The sequence below is a fragment of the Pseudomonas sp. PvP027 genome (assembly GCF_017833005.1).
Taxonomy (GTDB): domain Bacteria; phylum Pseudomonadota; class Gammaproteobacteria; order Pseudomonadales; family Pseudomonadaceae; genus Aquipseudomonas; species Aquipseudomonas congelans.
The window spans coordinates 878,712-894,875 of record NZ_JAFIBK010000001.1 but is presented as its reverse complement, the minus strand read 5'-3'; the positions used below and the strand labels follow the sequence as shown (position 1 = coordinate 894,875).

21 protein-coding genes are annotated in these 16,164 nt (G+C 59.3%); 12 read left to right on the top strand and 9 right to left on the bottom strand.

Features of this window, described 5'->3' with window-relative positions; genetic code table 11:
* The first annotated feature begins 6 nt into the window (after nt 1-6).
* Nucleotides 7-663, top strand: a complete 657-nt coding sequence (locus JOE33_RS03510) for a TetR/AcrR family transcriptional regulator (protein ID WP_096103509.1) — start codon at nt 7-9, stop codon at nt 661-663.
* 3 nt (nt 664-666) lie between these two features.
* Here the strand turns inward: JOE33_RS03510 and JOE33_RS03505 are convergent, their stop codons facing one another.
* Nucleotides 667-1,521: a shikimate dehydrogenase gene (locus tag JOE33_RS03505; RefSeq protein ID WP_187625816.1), complete on the bottom strand. Its 855-nt coding sequence runs from the start codon at nt 1,519-1,521 to the stop codon at nt 667-669.
* A gap of 185 nt (nt 1,522-1,706) precedes the next feature.
* Between JOE33_RS03505 and JOE33_RS03500 the strand changes: the two genes are divergently transcribed.
* A complete protein-coding gene (locus JOE33_RS03500; RefSeq protein ID WP_187625815.1) occupies nt 1,707-2,597 on the top strand; it encodes a pseudouridine synthase in 891 nt (296 codons plus the stop codon).
* Between the two features lie 77 nt (nt 2,598-2,674).
* Here the strand turns inward: JOE33_RS03500 and JOE33_RS03495 are convergent, their stop codons facing one another.
* The gene (locus JOE33_RS03495; RefSeq protein WP_010433334.1) at nt 2,675-2,899 is read right to left on the bottom strand and encodes a YgdI/YgdR family lipoprotein; all 225 of its coding nucleotides are present in this window, start codon (nt 2,897-2,899) and stop codon (nt 2,675-2,677) included.
* A gap of 96 nt (nt 2,900-2,995) precedes the next feature.
* Nucleotides 2,996-3,601, bottom strand: a complete 606-nt coding sequence (gene mobA / locus JOE33_RS03490) for a molybdenum cofactor guanylyltransferase MobA (protein WP_096126064.1) — start codon at nt 3,599-3,601, stop codon at nt 2,996-2,998.
* Nucleotides 3,602-3,676: 75 nt separating this feature from the next.
* Between mobA and moaB the strand changes: the two genes are divergently transcribed.
* The 3 genes from moaB (at nt 3,677) to JOE33_RS03475 (ending at nt 6,450) form a co-directional block, all read left to right on the top strand.
* Complete coding sequence (gene moaB, locus JOE33_RS03485; RefSeq protein WP_002553131.1) at nt 3,677-4,216, top strand: molybdenum cofactor biosynthesis protein B; 540 nt, start codon at nt 3,677-3,679, stop codon at nt 4,214-4,216.
* 6 nt (nt 4,217-4,222) lie between these two features.
* On the top strand, nt 4,223-5,434 hold the full coding sequence (gene glp, locus JOE33_RS03480) for a gephyrin-like molybdotransferase Glp (protein WP_122528929.1): 1,212 nt from the start codon (nt 4,223-4,225) through the stop codon (nt 5,432-5,434).
* Between the two features lie 89 nt (nt 5,435-5,523).
* Nucleotides 5,524-6,450: a glycosyltransferase gene (locus JOE33_RS03475; protein WP_096125298.1), complete on the top strand. Its 927-nt coding sequence runs from the start codon at nt 5,524-5,526 to the stop codon at nt 6,448-6,450.
* A 37-nt stretch (nt 6,451-6,487) separates the two neighbouring features.
* On the opposite strand, the gene JOE33_RS03470 is transcribed toward JOE33_RS03475, so the two are convergent.
* On the bottom strand, nt 6,488-8,296 hold the full coding sequence (locus JOE33_RS03470; protein ID WP_010433322.1) for a monovalent cation:proton antiporter-2 (CPA2) family protein: 1,809 nt from the start codon (nt 8,294-8,296) through the stop codon (nt 6,488-6,490).
* Between the two features lie 246 nt (nt 8,297-8,542).
* On the opposite strand from JOE33_RS03470, the gene JOE33_RS03465 reads away from it, so the two are divergent.
* Entirely contained in the window at nt 8,543-8,731 is a 189-nt protein-coding gene (locus JOE33_RS03465; RefSeq protein WP_003393013.1) for a hypothetical protein, read from the top strand.
* Between the two features lie 33 nt (nt 8,732-8,764).
* On the opposite strand, the gene JOE33_RS03460 is transcribed toward JOE33_RS03465, so the two are convergent.
* A complete protein-coding gene (locus tag JOE33_RS03460) occupies nt 8,765-9,157 on the bottom strand; it encodes a hypothetical protein (RefSeq protein ID WP_010433319.1) in 393 nt (130 codons plus the stop codon).
* 225 nt (nt 9,158-9,382) lie between these two features.
* A complete protein-coding gene (locus tag JOE33_RS03455) occupies nt 9,383-10,411 on the bottom strand; it encodes a FecR family protein (RefSeq protein ID WP_187625814.1) in 1,029 nt (342 codons plus the stop codon).
* Between the two features lie 273 nt (nt 10,412-10,684).
* On the opposite strand from JOE33_RS03455, the gene JOE33_RS03450 reads away from it, so the two are divergent.
* From JOE33_RS03450 to map, 4 genes are all read left to right on the top strand, one after another.
* Nucleotides 10,685-11,716: an Ldh family oxidoreductase gene (locus JOE33_RS03450; protein WP_010433313.1), complete on the top strand. Its 1,032-nt coding sequence runs from the start codon at nt 10,685-10,687 to the stop codon at nt 11,714-11,716.
* A gap of 102 nt (nt 11,717-11,818) precedes the next feature.
* Nucleotides 11,819-12,016: a hypothetical protein gene (locus JOE33_RS03445; protein WP_096103502.1), complete on the top strand. Its 198-nt coding sequence runs from the start codon at nt 11,819-11,821 to the stop codon at nt 12,014-12,016.
* Between the two features lie 87 nt (nt 12,017-12,103).
* Nucleotides 12,104-12,361, top strand: a complete 258-nt coding sequence (locus JOE33_RS03440; protein WP_032614602.1) for a ParD-like family protein — start codon at nt 12,104-12,106, stop codon at nt 12,359-12,361.
* Nucleotides 12,358-13,149: a type I methionyl aminopeptidase gene (gene map / locus JOE33_RS03435; protein ID WP_010433306.1), complete on the top strand. Its 792-nt coding sequence runs from the start codon at nt 12,358-12,360 to the stop codon at nt 13,147-13,149. The genes JOE33_RS03440 and map overlap by 4 nt, the downstream gene beginning before the upstream one ends.
* A 74-nt stretch (nt 13,150-13,223) precedes the next feature.
* Here the strand turns inward: map and JOE33_RS03430 are convergent, their stop codons facing one another.
* The 3 genes from JOE33_RS03430 to JOE33_RS03420 form a co-directional block, all read right to left on the bottom strand.
* Nucleotides 13,224-13,460 (bottom strand): DUF6555 family protein, encoded by a 237-nt coding sequence (locus JOE33_RS03430; protein ID WP_025990999.1) that lies wholly within the window; start codon nt 13,458-13,460, stop codon nt 13,224-13,226.
* Nucleotides 13,461-13,683: 223 nt separating this feature from the next.
* Entirely contained in the window at nt 13,684-14,385 is a 702-nt protein-coding gene (locus JOE33_RS03425; RefSeq protein WP_032614603.1) for an endonuclease I family protein, read from the bottom strand.
* Between the two features lie 4 nt (nt 14,386-14,389).
* On the bottom strand, nt 14,390-14,641 hold the full coding sequence (locus JOE33_RS03420) for a DUF1654 domain-containing protein (protein WP_003416220.1): 252 nt from the start codon (nt 14,639-14,641) through the stop codon (nt 14,390-14,392).
* A 139-nt stretch (nt 14,642-14,780) separates the two neighbouring features.
* On the opposite strand from JOE33_RS03420, the gene JOE33_RS03415 reads away from it, so the two are divergent.
* Complete coding sequence (locus JOE33_RS03415; protein ID WP_010433300.1) at nt 14,781-15,005, top strand: YgdI/YgdR family lipoprotein; 225 nt, start codon at nt 14,781-14,783, stop codon at nt 15,003-15,005.
* Between the two features lie 183 nt (nt 15,006-15,188).
* Entirely contained in the window at nt 15,189-16,148 is a 960-nt protein-coding gene (locus JOE33_RS03410) for a sugar ABC transporter substrate-binding protein (protein ID WP_122693850.1), read from the top strand.
* Nucleotides 16,149-16,164: the final 16 nt, after the last annotated feature.

Sequence of the window (16,164 nt, the reverse complement as noted above, 5' to 3'; positions counted from 1 at the left end):
CCAACAATGAAAACAACTGACGACTCTGTTGCCGTTGCGTCGAAAGGGCGCAAGAACAATCCGGAAAAGACCCGCGAAGACATTCTGCAGGCCGCCGTTGCCGAGTTTGTAGCCCATGGCCTGTCGGGCGCGCGCGTCGATGCCATTGCCGAGCGCACCAAAACCTCGAAACGGATGATCTATTACTACTTCGGCAGCAAGGAGCAGCTGTACGTCGAAGTGCTGGAAAAACTCTACGGCGCGATTCGCAACACCGAGAGCCAGCTCAATCTGTCCGAACTCGAGCCGGTGGAGGCGATTCATCGCGTGGTCGAGTTCACCTTCGATCACCACGACAGCAATGTCGATTTCGTGCGCATCGTGTGCATCGAAAACATCCATTACGGCGAGAACGTCAAACAGTCCGAGTCGATTCAGGCCAAGAGCCAGAACATCATCAGTGCGCTCGACGGCATCTTGCGTCGCGGTGAAGCCAGCGGCCTGTTCCGTGATGGCGTTCATCCGGTGGACCTGCACCTGATGATCAGCTCGTTCTGCTTCTACCGGATCTCCAATCGCCATACCTTCAGCGAAATCTTCCAGATCGAGCTGTGGAGCGAGGAGGTCAAACAGCGTCACAAGGCGATGATCTGCGACGCTGTATTGCGTTATCTCAAGCGCTGAGGCTTACAACGTGTGGAAGTGCGCCATCATCCGCTCTGCATCGGCGGACCGGCCGCTGAACAGCTCAAACGCCTTGACCGCCTGAAACACCGCCATGGTGCTGCCATCCAGGGTTCGGCAGCCCAGTGCCCGGGCCTGTTTGAGCAGTTCGGTTTCCAGCGGAAAGTAAATGATTTCCGCCACCCACAGTGCAGGCCGCAGCAACTCGACCGGCAACGGCGTGCCCGGCAGTTTGGTCATGCCGACCGGTGTGGTATTGACCAGTCCGTCCGCTTCGGCCATCGCCGCAGGCAGGTCGCTACCCACCTGAGCGCGCTCGGCACCGAAGTGTTGGTTGAGGTTGTTCACCAGTCTCTCGGCGCGTTGCGGCTCGACTTCGAACACCGTGAGGCGTTCGACGCCTGCGCTCAGCAGCGCATGAGCCACTGCCGCTCCCGCGCCACCTGCACCCATCTGCACCACCTGTTGGCGCGGGGCCTTGTCCAGGCCGCGCTGAAAGCCTTCGGCAAAACCCAGGCAGTCGGTGTTGTGACCGATGCGCTTGCCGTCCTTGAACACCACCGTATTCACCGCACCGATACCGCGCGCTTCATCGGACAGCTCATCCAGTAACGGGATGACCGCCTGCTTGCAGGGGAAGGTGATATTCAGGCCAGTGAAGCCGCACTGCCGGGCGCCCTCAAGCAGCCGGGGCAGGGCATCGATGTCCAGTTGCAGGGCGTCGATATCGATCAGCCGATACAGATAGCGCATGCCTTGCGCATCGCCTTCACGCTCGTGCATGGCAGGTGTCCGAGAGGCCTGGATGCCCGAGCCGATCAGACCGGCAAGGATGGAAGGTTTTTCAGCGTGAGTCATAAAATACGTCTCTTGTTTTTGTGTCACTGCCCGGTTGGCGGCAGGTGCTAAGCGGAATGTACCAGATGGTTAATAGTGCCGCAGGCAGGAGTCGATTACCACGCAGCGATGTTGTGCGGTGATCGCACTAATCAGTGATAATCCACGGCCAGCCGCTTCAGGCTTACACGAGTTCGAGTCCCCGCATGTCCGAGTCCGTCTTCAGCGCCGCACAGCAGCAAGCCAGTACGTTGTATCTGCCCCCGGGCTCGTGGGCCACGGTGCTTGATTGCCTGTGCGCTAAATTTCCGGCCATCAGTCGTGAACAATGGCTGGATCGTTTTGCTCGCGGCCGGGTGCTGGATGAAAACGGCAAGGCCATCGCGCCTGATCTGGCGTATCGGGAGGGGCTGCGGGTCCACTATTTTCGTGAGGTTGCCAACGAAACGCCGATCCCGGTAGTCGAAACGATCCTCTACGCCGATGAGCATCTGGTGGTGGCTGACAAGCCGCACTTTCTCCCGGTAACACCCGCCGGCGAGTACGTCGAACAAACCCTGTTGCGCCGCTTGATCCATCGCCTGGGCAATCCTGATCTGGTGCCGCTGCACCGCATCGACCGGCACACCGCAGGGTTGGTACTGTTTTCCGCCAACCGGCAGACGCGCTCGGCTTATCAGGCTCTGTTCCCCACCCGGCGCATCGACAAGTTTTATCAGGCCATTGCGCCAGCGCTGCCGGGGCTGGCCTTTCCGCGTCTGCACGAGAGCCGACTGGTCGAGGGTGAACCGTTCTTTCGCATGCAGGAAGGCGCCGGCGCGAGCAACACCCGTACGCAGATCGAGGTGCTCGAACGGCAGGACAAATTGTGGCGCTACGGGCTTTATCCGGTGACCGGCAAAAAGCATCAGTTGCGTGTGCACATGGCCTCGCTGGGCGCTGCTATCTGCAATGATCCGTTTTACCCGGACGTGGTGAAAGACCCGGTGGACGACTATCGCCATCCTTTGAAGCTGCTGGCCAGCAGCTTGCGTTTCGTCGACCCGCTCAACGGCGAACAGCGCCACTTCGAGAGCCTGTTGACGCTCGACTGGTAGTATCGGGATCGCGAAATGACAGGCAAAAAAAACCCGCACTCGGCGGGTTTTTTCAAGTCAGTAGCGCGACGCCCGGATTACAGATCCTTGACGGTACGTACCTGATCCTTGTTAATGCGGGTCTGCTTGCCGTCGAGTTGCTTGAACTCGTAGAAGCCCGAGTCTTCATCGTATTTTGGCGTGTCGACAGACTGGATTTCACGACCATCGTTCAAGGTGATCACAGTGGGCGATGCGCAGCCGGCGAGGGAGGCAATGCTCAATGCAAGCAGGAAGGCAGCGGGAAGGGTCCGTTGTTTCATTACTGTGTCTCCAGATGGATTCTTGATTTACTGAACTCTCAGACGGATACACCGTCAGCAAGTTCCGTATACACCCGCAGCAACTTCAATGACCAGTCACTTGTTGCGGTTTTCGCTGATCCCGGTCAACAGACAGGGAGTGTTCAGGTTGGCCAGGCGTGAATCGCCAGCTTCCAGTTGCAGAGCAACGGGTTGCAGCGGCTCCAGAGCCCGTCTCGGGCTGCGTTCGCCGGCCTGCCATGCGGCTTCCAGCGTTGCGGCGTGAGCGACAGGGATAATACCTAAAAGCGGCTGCCAGTGTTGGCCTTCACGCACCATTATCGGTCGCTCCGGGTATTCAGACGCTTTTTCACGCAGTGCCTGCAGTAACGCTTCATCGACCAAAGGTGCGTCGCAGGGCAGGATCAGCAACCATCGATGCCGCGCGATGGGCAGTGCGGCGCGTATTCCGGCCAGCGGGCCGTTGAAATCGGTATCGTCGTCCTGCACCAGGCGATCGGCGTAACGCGCATAGCGATCGATATTACGATTGCAGGAAATGATCAGGTCATCGGTCAGCGGCCGGGTCAGCCGGTGCAGATGTTCGATCAGCGCGGTGCCCTGCCATTCGATCAGGCCCTTGTCACGCCCGCCCATGCGCTGCCCCCGGCCTCCGGCCAGCAGCAGAATCGAGCAGGGCGGCAGTGTGGCAGGAACATTCATCAAACACTCGTCGGGCAGTCAAAAGGAGTGCTGTGATATAACACCCGCCTGTTTTCTTAACAACTGGATGAGGCCATGAAAGCCAAGGCTGACACACCTTTCGTACCCCTTAATATCGCCGTGCTGACCGTCAGCGATACCCGCACTCGTGAAACCGATACCTCGGGCCAGATGTTCGTCGACCGCCTGACCGACGCAGGCCACGGCCTGATCGAGCGCGTGCTGCTCAAGGATGACCTGTACAAGATCCGCGCTCAGGTAGCGACCTGGATTGCCGATGATCAGGTGCAAGTCGTGCTGATCACCGGTGGCACCGGCTTTACCGGCCGCGACAGCACGCCTGAAGCCGTGGCCTGCCTGCTGGACAAGCAGGTCGATGGTTTCGGCGAGCTGTTCCGGCAGATATCGGTGCCGGACATCGGCACGTCGACCATTCAGTCCCGCGCGCTGGCCGGCCTGTCCAATGGCACGCTGGTCTGCTGCCTGCCAGGGTCCACCAATGCGGTGCGTACGGCATGGGACGGCATTCTTGCCCAGCAACTGGACTCGCGCTTCCGGCCCTGCAACTTTGTGCCTCACCTCAAGCAGGCCGAGCCCTGTGCGACCCGTGGTTGAGTGCTCATGAACAACGAGCCGAAAACCCTGCTGCCGGTTGAAGACGCCATCGCGCGTCTGTTGAAGATGGCCGAGGCCACGCCGGTCACCGAGCGCGAAAGGGTCTCGCTGGCCGACGCCGAAGGCCGGGTGCTGGCAGTGGATCTGGTCTCCACGCTGGATCTGCCGCCCTGGCCGAACAGCGCCATGGACGGTTATGCCTTGCGCGTGGCGGACTGGCATGGCGAGCCGTTGACGGTCAGTCAGCGTATCTTCGCCGGTCAGGCCCCCGAGCCTCTGGCCCCTGGCACCTGTGCGCGTATCTTCACCGGCGCGCCGATGCCCGAAGGCGCTGACTGCGTCGAGATGCAGGAAAACGCCGAGGTCCTGGCGGATCAGCGTGTGCGGTTCAACGAACCGCTGGGCGCCGGGCAGAATATTCGTCCGCAAGGTCAGGAAACCCGGGTCGGCGATACCGTGCTGGCTGCCGGTACGCGGCTGGGTCCTATCGAGCTGGGGCTGGCGGCCTCGCTGGGCCTCGCCGAGCTGGAGGTCATTCGCCGCGTGCGGGTCGCGGTGCTGTCCACGGGCGATGAACTGATCGAGCCCGGTCAGCCGTTGGGGCCGGGGCAGATCTATAACAGCAACCGTGTGTTGCTGTGCAGCTGGCTGAAGCGGCTCGAATGCGAGGTCGTGGATGCTGGCATCCTGCCGGACGATCTGGAAAAGACTCGCGCTGCGCTGGGGAATCTGCAGGGTGTCGATCTGATTCTTTCCACGGGCGGAGTGTCCGTGGGCGAAGCGGATTTCCTCGGCCACGCATTGCGGGAAGAGGGCGAGCTGACGCTCTGGAAGCTGGCCATCAAGCCTGGCAAGCCGCTGACCTTCGGGCATTTTCGGGGTGTGCCGGTGATCGGTCTGCCTGGCAATCCGGCCTCCACGCTGGTCACTTTCGCCTTGCTGGCCAGGGCTTACCTGCTGCGTCGCCAGGGCGTGATAGACGTCGCACCCTTGCAGTTTCCGGTGCCCGCCGGGTTTGTCTGGACGCGTCCGGGCAATCGTCGCGAGTACCTGCGCGGTCGTCTTGAGCAGGGCCGGGCCGTGGCGTACCGCAATCAGAGTTCGGGGGTACTGCGCAGCGCTGCGTGGGCCGATGGTCTGATCGAGGTCCGCGAAGGCTCTACCGTAGCTGAAGGCGACTGGGTCAACTTCATCCCATTGAGTGAAGTGTTGGGCTGATTGCATTCGAATGGTGGGGCGGGTACGCATGAGCTACTCTCAACAACGCTGACACAATGGGCAACCGGACTTCGCCCTGGAGTATTGTTATGGCGCCATTGAGAGTGGCTTGTGTGATCCCGACCTATAACGGACGCAAGGATCTGGAACGTCTGCTGGATTCACTGGCTGCGCAGACCGCGAGCTTCGATACGCTGATCGTGGACTCCAGTTCTTCGGATGGCACGCTGGAGCTGGCGCGATCCCGATGTGCCAATGTGCTGCGTATCGACAGTAAGGATTTCAACCACGGCGGTACCCGGCAGATGATGGTCGATCTGCATCCCGACTACGACGTGTATGTCTTCATGACCCAGGATGCGTACGTTGAAGACATCAATGCCATCGCCAACATTCTGCTGCCCTTCGCCGACCCGAAAGTCGGTGCCGTTTGCGGGCGGCAGTTGCCGCACAGGGACGCCAACCTGCTGGCCCAGCATGCGCGGCTGTTCAATTACCCGCCGACCTCACAGATCAAGACCCTCGCCGACGCCGGCACACTGGGCATCAAGACGCCATTCATGTCCAACTCGTTTGCGGCCTATCGAGGTGAAGCGTTGCGGGCCATTGGCGGTTTTCCGCGGCATGTGATTCTTTCGGAAGACATGTACGTCACCGCGAAAATGCTCATCGATGGCTGGAAAGCGGCTTACGAAGGCTCGGCAGTATGCCGTCATTCCCACAATTACAGCCTGCGCGAAGAGTTTCGCCGTTACTTTGACATCGGCGTGTTCCAGGCCCGTGAAGCCTGGATCTACGAAACCTTTGGCGGCATCGGTGGCGAGGGCATGCGTTACGTCAGGTCCGAGCTGAAATTCCTCGGTCCCCGGCGAATCCTCTGGTGGCCTGTGTCGTTCGTGCGTAATGCGCTGAAGCTACTGGCCTACAAGCTGAGCCGACAGGAAAAGCGCTTGCCCCGCGGCGTGAAGAAGAAACTCGGCATGTACGCGCGCTACTGGGACAGCCCTTACGCCTGAGTCGTGCCGCAAGCCAGGCCTGCGGCGCATGAGCAGGTCAGCCTTTCGCGGCTTCTTCGTCCAGACGGTCTGCTTCGAACAGTTGCGCCAGGTCGGCCCTGGCTTCGCGGGCGGTCTGCAGGACCTTGGCGTCGTCGTCATACACCTCATGCTGAGCGGCCAGCACCTGTTCGTCGTGACGCTTGAAGCGACTGATGCGCGCGTCGGCCTGTGTTTCGCTGAGGCCCAGACCCATGAGGGTCTGGCGACTCATTTCCAGGCTTGAGTAGAACGTTTCGCGAACCGCGTGAGCGCCCAGGTCCATCAACCGATGAACATGCTGGCGGTTACGTGCGCGGGCAATGATCTTCATGTGTGGGTACAGCTTGCGGATCAGCTCGGCGGTCTTGATGTTGGTGTCGGGATCATCCGTCGCGATGACGAAGAATTCGGCCTCATCGACTTTGGCGGCACGCAGTATTTCCGGGCGCAGCGGGTCGCCATAGAAGACCGGGACATTGCCGAAGCTGCGCGAGAACTCGATGGACTCGACGGCGGTGTCCAGGGCGATGAAAGGAATCTTCTGCGCGCGCAGGATACGCGCGACGATCTGTCCCATACGGCCCATGCCGGCGATGACCACCCGTGGTTTGTCGGTCTGGATATCGCGGTATTCGTCCGGCACCTCGACGGGTTTGATCCTGGGTTTGATCCAGCGCGCCAGGGCAATGAACAGCAACGGCGTGATCGCCATCGACAACGTGATGGTCAACACCAGCATGTCGTACAGCCCGGCCTCGAACAGCCCCTGAGCGCTGCCGATCTTGAACACCACAAAGGCAAACTCGCCGCCTGCGGCCAGTACCAGACCCAGCTGCAGCGCGCTGCGGTTGTTGAGTTCGCCAAGGGTGCGACCGATCAGGAACAGCATCGGCAGCTTGATTGCGATCAGCAACAGCGTCAGGCCCAGCACGATCAACGGCGAGCTGAGCAACAGGCCGACGTTGGCGCCCATGCCGACGCTGATAAAGAACAATCCCAGCAGCAATCCCTTGAACGGTTCGATCTGCGCTTCCAGTTCGTGACGGTACTCGGAGTCGGCCAGCAGCAGGCCGGCGAGAAACGCGCCCAGCGCCATGGACACTCCGACCAGCTCCATCAGCCACGCCGTGCCTATCACTACCAGCAAGGCCGTGGCGGTCGAGACTTCCTGGATTTTGGTCTTGGCAACGATACGAAACACCGGGCGCAGCAAATAACGTCCACCAATCACCACAATGGCAATGCTGCCCAGCACGCGCAGGCCGTGGTTGATGCTTTCGCCGGTGTCCATCGCGTGATCGGCCCCAGCCAGAAACGGCACCATGGCAATCAACGGGATCGCCGCAATGTCCTGAAACAGCAGAATGGCGAACGCCATCCTGCCGTGCGGGCTGTTCAGCTGTTTGCGTTCCGCCAGGCTTTGCAGGCCGAAGGCCGTGGAGGACAGGGCAAGGCCCAGGCCCAGAATGACCGCAGTGTTCAGCGGCTGGCCGAAAGCAGAGAAGGCCACCCCGCCGATGATCAGGCCGGTGAGCAGCACCTGCGCCATGCCGACGCCAAACACGGATTTGCGCATGACCCATAAACGCTTGGGCGAAAGCTCCAGGCCGATGATGAACAGCAGCAGCACCACGCCAAGTTCGGAAATGTGACTGACGCTCTCGGTATCGCCGATCAGGCCCAGGACCGATGGGCCGATGATCACGCCGGCGAACAAATAGCCGATCACTGCGCCCAGCTTCAGCCGCTTGGCCAGTGGCACAGTCAGCACGGCGGCGAGCAGAAATACCACTGCGACCTGCAGCAGGCTGCCTTCATGGGGCATGTAAAACTCCTTGGTAATAATTGAACACACTGTTGAAGCAGGGGCGGTATTAAAGCATGGGAGTTTTACACGGCAACGCTCATCGCGGCATGACGATAATCAACGTCGTTGATAGAACGTGCAGGAAAGGGCGGGCAGGGATGTGAGGCGAGGCGGGTGACGATGCCATCCGTTGCGTATCGGCGTAAGATATGCCCGCAAACAGGCAGCGTCAGTTGCCCGCTCATGAGCATTCAGGAAACCGTTATGACCAACAAGCAGCGTTTGATTTACTCGATTCTGATCGCCCTCGGCGTTCTGGCGATCATGCTGGGCTTGTCGCATCTGCAAAACAGCGGTGCTATCACCGAAAAGACCTTTCAGTACATCGCCATCAGCGTGGCGGTGCTGGTGGTGATCCTCAACGGGATCATGCGTCGCAAGGTCAAGCGCTAAGCGCTGTTGACCGGTGCGACAACGGCGCCGGGTTTACCGGGCGTTGTCCTTGCCGACTTCTCCCAGCCATTCCCGGGCGCGAGGATGCAGGCTGTAGGTCTTGTCATCGTTGAGATGAATCACGCCCTCGTCGCACAGACGCTTGAGGACCTCGCGCACACTCAGAAACGATAGCGGTACATCAAGCCTGAGCAACTGGCTGTGCACACCTCGCACGCCCAGAGGATGGCCGTCCTCGCTCGAGACCAGTAGTGCATCGAGCACCTTGAGCCTGACCAGGCTGGTGCGCAAGCCAAAGCTTTTCAGGAGCATCCGGATGTGCTCGTTTCCGGGGCGCTCGGTCTCCAGTGCGGGCGACTGTGCCTGCGCAGCCAGTGCGGTTTGCCGCAGCAGGGTGCGAGTCGTGATTCCTTGGCGATTGAACATCCGTAAACTCCTTTTCAGGCTTTTTTAAACACTCTCAATTACTAAGACGAACGAGCCCGGCAAAACCTCAGTTATCAGCGGAAAAAAATACGCGGCCCAATACGTACAGACTCGCTGCAGCGTTGTGCGCTTGAGGTTAGATGAACAATCGTCGGGCGCGAGTGGGATTGCTCTGACGATAGGCGCAGCCGAAATGGCTGCGCATCAGCAACACCGCGAGTGCGATCAGCCTTTCGGTGTGGCGGAGGGGCGGCGATTGAGTACCGGGTTGCCGTTCTGATTCTGTGTCACATACACCGGCAACACCTTGGGCAGGGAGCCCACCAGGTTCGACAGGTCGTGGGTGTTGTAACTGCCGCCCAGACGCATGGCGCCGGTTGCGCTGTCCGCCAGCAGAATAGGTGTTTGCAGGTAGCGATTGATCAGCGGCAGTGCCTGGCTGAGCGGCAGATCATTGAAGATCAGCTTGCCATTGCGCCACGCCAGGCTGGTATCGCGTGCTTCGGTCTGGCTGATCAGTGGAGCGTCGTCGCCCGCCTTGTAACTGGCCTGCATGCCGGGGGCCAGGGCGTGGCTTGAAGAGGCATGTGCACGATCACTGTTGACCTGAACCGAACCCTCGACCAGCGTCACGCGCACCTGATCCTGATACATCCATACATTGAAGCGTGTGCCTGTGACCTTGATGCTGCCTGCGCCGGCATCGACTACAAAGGGGTGCGTGCTGTCGTGGCTGACCTCGAAGAATGCCTCGCCCTTTTTCAGGGTGACGCTGCGTCGATCCCGGTAATTGGCATAGGTCAGTTCGGTACCCAGATTCAGCTCGGCGCGGCTGCCATCCTCCAGCATGACCAGCCGTGTGGTGGTATCGGCGTTGTAAGTCTGGTAAGCATCAGGCAGCCAGCCCTGATGCCAGCCGACGTATCCGGCAACCGGCAGCGCCAGGGCAACGACCGCTGCCGCTGCGGCCAGTTGTACCCGGCGGCGACTGCGACGAGGCCGAACGAGATCGTGCGGGGCAGCCTCGACCTGGGGCATAGGTGCCGGGTTGAGCGGATCGATTTGCCCGGTGATATCCCAGACCTCGAGCATGGCGTTGTATTCGACCATATGCAGGGGGTGGGCCTTCAACCATTGCTCGAAAGCCTTTCGTTCTGCGGCGGTACAGTCTTCGGCATGCAGGCGCATGCACCAATGCGCAGCGGCATCGGTGATCGCATCGTGTTCTGCCTTGCTGAAAAGAGGGTCGCTCATGGGCGCTCCGGCCTATACCTTCGGCGCATTCTACCCTTGGATTTCAGGGAGAGAGAATATTTGCAGGCCATTACCCACCAAGGTGCTGCGTATTTTCTGGTGAATGCAAGCTGCTCTCATTGAAATCTGCCCTGCGACAGTCAGCTCAAGGCAATGAAGTTATCGCATCGGGAGTGTCTTTGCAGAATCCGCAGCGCTACTCTCGGGGGCCTGCTTTCGCCTTGTCGTTTCTCGCTATCGTCCTCGATCTACTGCCATTAACAGGAGTTTCAGATGCGCGCCAACCCTACCGACCAGCCGACCCGGACCGTTTCCTTTGAGCAACTGACAGAGCTGTTGCGTCGAATCTTTGTCGCTCGTGGCACCAGCGCGGAGGTTGCCGACGTGCTTGCCGAGAACTGCGCCAGCGCCCAGCGTGATGGCTCGCATAGCCATGGCATCTTTCGCATCCCCGGCTATCTCTCATCGCTGGCCAGCGGCTGGGTGGACGGCAAGGCTGTGCCAGTGGTCGAGGATGTCGGTGCTGCGTTTGTCCGGGCCGACGCCGGGGGCGGCTTTGCCCAGCCTGCACTGGCGGCGGCCAGAGCACTGTTGATCGACAAGGCGCGCAGCGCCGGGATTGCGATTCTGGCCATCCGCAACTCTCATCACTTCGCTGCGTTATGGCCGGATGTCGAACCTTTCGCCGAACAGGGGCTGGTGGCCCTGAGCATGGTCAACAGCATGACCTGCGTTGTGCCGCATGGCGCGCGTCAGCCCCTGTTCGGTACCAACCCGATTGCGTTCGCTGCACCCCGTGCAGGCGGCGCGCCCATCGTTTTCGACCTGGCGACCAGCGCCATCGCCCACGGTGACGTACAGATCGCCGCCCGTGAGGGGCGACTGCTGCCAGCAGGCATGGGTGTCGATTGCGCCGGCCAGCCCACCGAAGATCCTCGCGCCATTCTCGAGGGTGGCGCGCTGCTGCCCTTCGGCGGGCACAAAGGCTCGGCACTGTCGATGATGGTCGAACTGCTGGCCGCAGGGCTGACAGGAGGCAATTTCTCGTTCGAATTCGACTGGTCGAAGCATCCCGGAGCACAGACGCCCTGGACCGGTCAGTTGCTGATCGTCATCGATCCTGACAAGGGCAGCGGTCAGTCGTTTGCACAGCGCAGCGAGGAATTGGTACGACAGCTCCATGGGGCAGGGCAGGAGCGTTTGCCGGGGGATCGGCGTTACAGCGAACGCGCGCGATCAATGGCGTACGGTATCAGCATTACCCAGGCTGACCTGGAGCGCCTGCAGGCCTTGGCGGGTCTTTGAGCCACTTGCAAATTCACTGACCACTCGTCGCGACCGGTCTTGTATCAACGCGCTGTTCAAAATACTGTATGCATGAACAGTAAAGAACGAATGAGGTCTGTCATGTCCCTTAAGTCAGCGCAAAGCCCGGTTGCTCAGCAGCATCGCACTCTCTCTGCAGTAAATGAAATGCAACGCGAGGATTTTCTCCGGCTGGCGGCCGCACTGCGCCAGTTCAATGCCTATGAACCGGAGGTGTCGATAGTCATCGCGGCCGCCCGCGCGAGCGGTGAATACCGCCAGGCCAGCGCCATGGAATAGCGTGGCTGATCGCGACCACGGCAAGTCTCGAGTTGATTGTGAGTATACGTAACGTATATGCTTCATATATTCAACTTGAGGTGAATCATGGGTCTGGTAAAAATCTCCGAAAACATGCACGCCAATCTGCGCTCTGCCAGCGTTGCGCTCAGCCGCTCCATCAATGCGCAGGCCGAGCACTGGATGCGTGTCGGTATGCTCGCTGAACTGCACCCGACGCTGGATTACAGCGAGATCTGCCAGATGCTGATCCGTCTCGAAAATGCCGGTGAGACCGTTCTCACTGCTTCGAACTTCAATGTCTCCGAGCTTGCAGCTTCCAACCTGTCCAAGGCGGCCTCATGAGCAGCGCTATCGGTATCAAGACCGAACAGGATCTCGTGCACTTGCGTGTAGCCGGCAGACTGGCTGCCGATGTACTTGCGATGATCAAGCCTTACGTCAAGGCCGGCGTCAGCACCGAAGCGCTCGACGACATCTGCAACGAATACATCGTCAAAGAGCTGAAAGTGATTCCCGCGAATGTGGGCTATCACGGTTTTACCAAAACCACCTGTATCTCTCCGAATGCAGTGGTGTGCCATGGCATACCTTCGGCTACCGATATTCTCAAGGAAGGCGATATCGTCAATATCGACGTCGCGGTGATCAAGGACGGCTGGTACGGTGATACCAGCCGTATGTACCTGGTCGGTGAGGTCAGCCCCCTGGCCAGGCGTCTTGTCGAGACGACCTATGAGGCAACCCGCGCCGGTATTCACGCAGTGCGCCCAGGGGCAACCCTGGGTGACATCGGTTACGCCATCCAGAGCGTCGCTCATCGCGAAGGCTTCAGCGTGGTGCGTGAATATTGCGGACACGGCATCGGGCGCAAGTACCATGAAGAACCGCAGGTTCTGCACTACGGTGCGCAGGGCAAAGGCCTCAGACTGAAGCCTGGCATGGTCTTTACCATCGAGCCGATGATCAATGCGGGCAGGGCGGGCACCCGGACGTTGCCGGATGGCTGGACGGTTCTGACCAGTGACCTTTCACTGTCTGCGCAGTGGGAGCATATGGTTGCCGTCACCTCGACCGGTTTCGAGCTGCTGACGCCGTGGCCTGATGGCACAGGCGATTACCCTGCCATTTGATCTGCGGTGGTCTGACAATGCATATGAACAATGGCCTTTTCGAAGGCCATTGTTTTGTTGAACAGAACGATGCCTCAGGCTTGCAGCGAAGACCGTCTCCAATGCACCTGCGTCACGCCGAAACGACTGGCCTGAAGGGTTGCCACGCTTATCGGGCCAGCAGATATATTACCGCTTACGGTTCCGACACCTGCATGCAGCGTTGCACAGTGCAGGGCGTCGCTCTGGCAAAGCTGTCTTGCATGGTGCAGGAAGCAACGAGGCTCGCCGTTGAACTGATAGTGAATTTCAAATTCCGCTTGATGATCCATCTTCCCTGCCCGCGAACGTGATAATTAGTCTGACTATTTTCGGCGTGCGTACGACAAAGCTCTTCCCGATCATTCCCTTGTTTTCAGAGCGTAGAACGAAAATAGTATCATTTCGGATTGAGTTAACAGTTGTCCGATGAGTGGCGTTTGCTTCACCCAAATGCGTTGATAAATGGCCGGGCTGACCCTCGTGCGAGGGTGCCCGGCCTTCAATAACGCTGATTTATTTACACGCCTTCAGATCTACAGGACCTACAAAATCATTACCACGCCCCATGACACAGGCGACCTGCTGGTTACGCTGGCGCTCCCAGACCTGGGGCGGATAGGTTTTGTCCCAGGCCTGATAAAGCTGTCGGTCCTGGCGCGACAGGCGCAAGTTGTACTGTTTGCTCATGTAGAAATAAGTGCGCGCGATCATGCCGCGTATCGAGGGGCGCGGCATGACCTTTTTGGCCTTGAAATCCACCTGGGTCAGGCAGGAGCCGTACTGGCCCTTTTGCTCGGGTATCCAGCCAAAACTGAAGTTGCTGCGGTCACCGTTGACCTCGCCGATGCTGGGCACCAGATTGTGCAGGTCAGCCTCTGCGCGTTTGTAAACCGCGTCGGTTCGTGTGCAGTTCTTGCGCCCGCCGTTCTGCCAGCATTGGCGCAGGTGGCCGATCTGCCAGGCAGGCACAATGTGTTCCCACTCAATGCGGCTGGCGCGCTTGGCGCTCTTGCGCGGTACATAGCCGCAGCCAGCGAGATCGACCCGCTTGCCAGTGTATTTGCAGCCGCAGTAAAACTCGGTCGACTGCGGCGCATACAAGCCCCAGGCAACTTTCTTGGCTTCACTGAAGGTGCGCGGGGCTTGGGCCTGTGCGGCGAATGAGGCGCTGATGAGCAGGGTGGTGCAAAGCAGTTTGGAAAATCGAAACATCATGCCGTCAATCTTCCTTCGGCAATGTCCAGAATATTTGCACGCCACCGTCGTCGCGCCAGGCGAGGGTGACATTATCGTTCTCGGCTATTTCTTCAAGCAGTTGCGCCCAGTCGTCTTCTGCCTCGTCCGGCTGACGAAAGAGCAGGGCAGCCCTGGATTTCTGCGCGGTGGGCGAGTTGATGATCTTCTGTACCCGCATGCCCATGCGCTCGTAAGGGCCTGGAGTGGAGGGGGTCGCTGCGCTTTGTTTTGCCACGGAAAAAGGTTCCTGAATATTGCTGTACGGGCATACAGTATTTGAGTGTCGGATCTTTCGCAACATCTATGTAAGATTAAGCGTTGCAAGTGGCACACTATTGCCTTGAAAAAACAACCTGACGTTTACGGAGTCACGCATGAATATCAAGTCACTGGCATTTCCGTTATTGGCCTCGGCAGTTGTGCTGCTGGCAGGCTGTTCCACGCCCTCGGTGGTCACGCTGCAAAACGGTACTCAGTACGTTACCAAAGACATGCCCAAGACCAAAACGCGCGACGGCTTCTACGAGTTCGAGGACATCTCCGGCAAGACAATCCGCATCAAGGCCGATGAAGTGGCGACGGTCAAACCCGAAGAGTGAACCCCCCCTTATCGTAATGCTCGTTCCCCGCGCTGGGGGAACGGGCAGATTTAATTTCCGGTGGATTGACAAAGCCTGCAGCTTTTTCCATAGTTCGCTCCTCGCAAACGTTTGCGCGGCGATGCCCAGCATCGATTCTGCGCCGTTCGCCCGAACAATAATCACAATATCGGAGATGAACTCATGAAGCTGCCATTCGCTGGACGCCTTCTCGCTGTCGCCATGTTTGCTGCCGTCACGGCAGTCATGCCCCTCTCTGCCGCTTATGCCCAGACGCCTGAAAAACCCAAGGTCGCACTGGTCATGAAGTCGTTGGCCAACGAGTTCTTCCTGACCATGGAAGACGGTGCCAAGGCCTACCAGAAAGAACACGCCAACGAATTCGACCTGATCTCCAACGGGATCAAGGATGAGTCCGACACATCGGCGCAAATCCGCATCGTCGAGCAGATGATCGCCTCCAACGTGAGTGCGCTGGTGATCGCGCCAGCCGATTCCAAGGCGCTGGTGCCGGTGCTCAAGAAAGCTACCGATGCCGGAATCAAGGTCGTCAACATCGACAACCAGCTCGATGTCGATGTGCTCAAAAGCAAGCAGCTGCAAATCCCGTTCGTAGGACCTGACAACCGCAAGGGTGCCAAGCTGGTAGGCGACTATCTGGCCAAGAAACTGACCGCTGGCGACCAGGTGGGCATCATCGAAGGTGTGTCGACCACCACTAACGCTCAGCAACGCACCGCCGGTTTCAAGGACGCCATGGACGAAGCGAAAATGAAAGTGGTGTCCACGCAGTCCGGTAACTGGGAAATCGACAAGGGCAATGCGGTGGCCTCGGCGATGCTCAATGAATACCCTGACCTGAAGGCATTGCTGGCCGGTAACGACAGCATGGCGCTGGGCGCAGTCTCCGCAGTGCGTGCCGCAGGCAAGGCTGGCAAGGTCATGGTCGTGGGCTACGACAACATCAATGCGATCAAGCCGATGCTCAAGGATGGCCGGGTTCTGGCCACAGCCGATCAGTACGCAGCCAAGCAGGCGGTCTTCGGCATCGAAGCTGCTCTCAAGCTGGTCAAGGGCGAGAAGGTCGATAATAACGACAAAGGCGTGATCGAAACGCCGGTACAGCTCGTTACCCAACCTTGAACCACGCCGTGTAAAG

What these genes read in the sequence shown, in the direction of transcription:
- JOE33_RS03445 (WP_096103502.1), top strand. Translation starts at nt 11,819, where the DNA reads ATGTCCCTTAAGTCAGCGCAAAGCCCGGTTGCTCAGCAGCATCGCACT.
- JOE33_RS03510 (WP_096103509.1), top strand. Translation starts at nt 7, where the DNA reads ATGAAAACAACTGACGACTCTGTTGCCGTTGCGTCGAAAGGGCGCAAG.
- JOE33_RS03460 (WP_010433319.1), bottom strand. Translation starts at nt 9,157, where the DNA reads ATGTTCAATCGCCAAGGAATCACGACTCGCACCCTGCTGCGGCAAACC.
- JOE33_RS03465 (WP_003393013.1), top strand. Translation starts at nt 8,543, where the DNA reads ATGACCAACAAGCAGCGTTTGATTTACTCGATTCTGATCGCCCTCGGC.
- JOE33_RS03470 (WP_010433322.1), bottom strand. Translation starts at nt 8,296, where the DNA reads ATGCCCCATGAAGGCAGCCTGCTGCAGGTCGCAGTGGTATTTCTGCTC.
- moaB (WP_002553131.1), top strand. Translation starts at nt 3,677, where the DNA reads ATGAAAGCCAAGGCTGACACACCTTTCGTACCCCTTAATATCGCCGTG.
- JOE33_RS03475 (WP_096125298.1), top strand. Translation starts at nt 5,524, where the DNA reads ATGGCGCCATTGAGAGTGGCTTGTGTGATCCCGACCTATAACGGACGC.
- JOE33_RS03430 (WP_025990999.1), bottom strand. Translation starts at nt 13,460, where the DNA reads ATGGATCATCAAGCGGAATTTGAAATTCACTATCAGTTCAACGGCGAG.
- JOE33_RS03410 (WP_122693850.1), top strand. Translation starts at nt 15,189, where the DNA reads ATGAAGCTGCCATTCGCTGGACGCCTTCTCGCTGTCGCCATGTTTGCT.
- JOE33_RS03505 (WP_187625816.1), bottom strand. Translation starts at nt 1,521, where the DNA reads ATGACTCACGCTGAAAAACCTTCCATCCTTGCCGGTCTGATCGGCTCG.
- JOE33_RS03450 (WP_010433313.1), top strand. Translation starts at nt 10,685, where the DNA reads ATGCGCGCCAACCCTACCGACCAGCCGACCCGGACCGTTTCCTTTGAG.
- JOE33_RS03415 (WP_010433300.1), top strand. Translation starts at nt 14,781, where the DNA reads ATGAATATCAAGTCACTGGCATTTCCGTTATTGGCCTCGGCAGTTGTG.
- JOE33_RS03455 (WP_187625814.1), bottom strand. Translation starts at nt 10,411, where the DNA reads ATGAGCGACCCTCTTTTCAGCAAGGCAGAACACGATGCGATCACCGAT.
- JOE33_RS03425 (WP_032614603.1), bottom strand. Translation starts at nt 14,385, where the DNA reads ATGATGTTTCGATTTTCCAAACTGCTTTGCACCACCCTGCTCATCAGC.
- JOE33_RS03440 (WP_032614602.1), top strand. Translation starts at nt 12,104, where the DNA reads ATGGGTCTGGTAAAAATCTCCGAAAACATGCACGCCAATCTGCGCTCT.
- JOE33_RS03495 (WP_010433334.1), bottom strand. Translation starts at nt 2,899, where the DNA reads ATGAAACAACGGACCCTTCCCGCTGCCTTCCTGCTTGCATTGAGCATT.
- glp (WP_122528929.1), top strand. Translation starts at nt 4,223, where the DNA reads ATGAACAACGAGCCGAAAACCCTGCTGCCGGTTGAAGACGCCATCGCG.
- JOE33_RS03500 (WP_187625815.1), top strand. Translation starts at nt 1,707, where the DNA reads ATGTCCGAGTCCGTCTTCAGCGCCGCACAGCAGCAAGCCAGTACGTTG.
- map (WP_010433306.1), top strand. Translation starts at nt 12,358, where the DNA reads ATGAGCAGCGCTATCGGTATCAAGACCGAACAGGATCTCGTGCACTTG.
- mobA (WP_096126064.1), bottom strand. Translation starts at nt 3,601, where the DNA reads ATGAATGTTCCTGCCACACTGCCGCCCTGCTCGATTCTGCTGCTGGCC.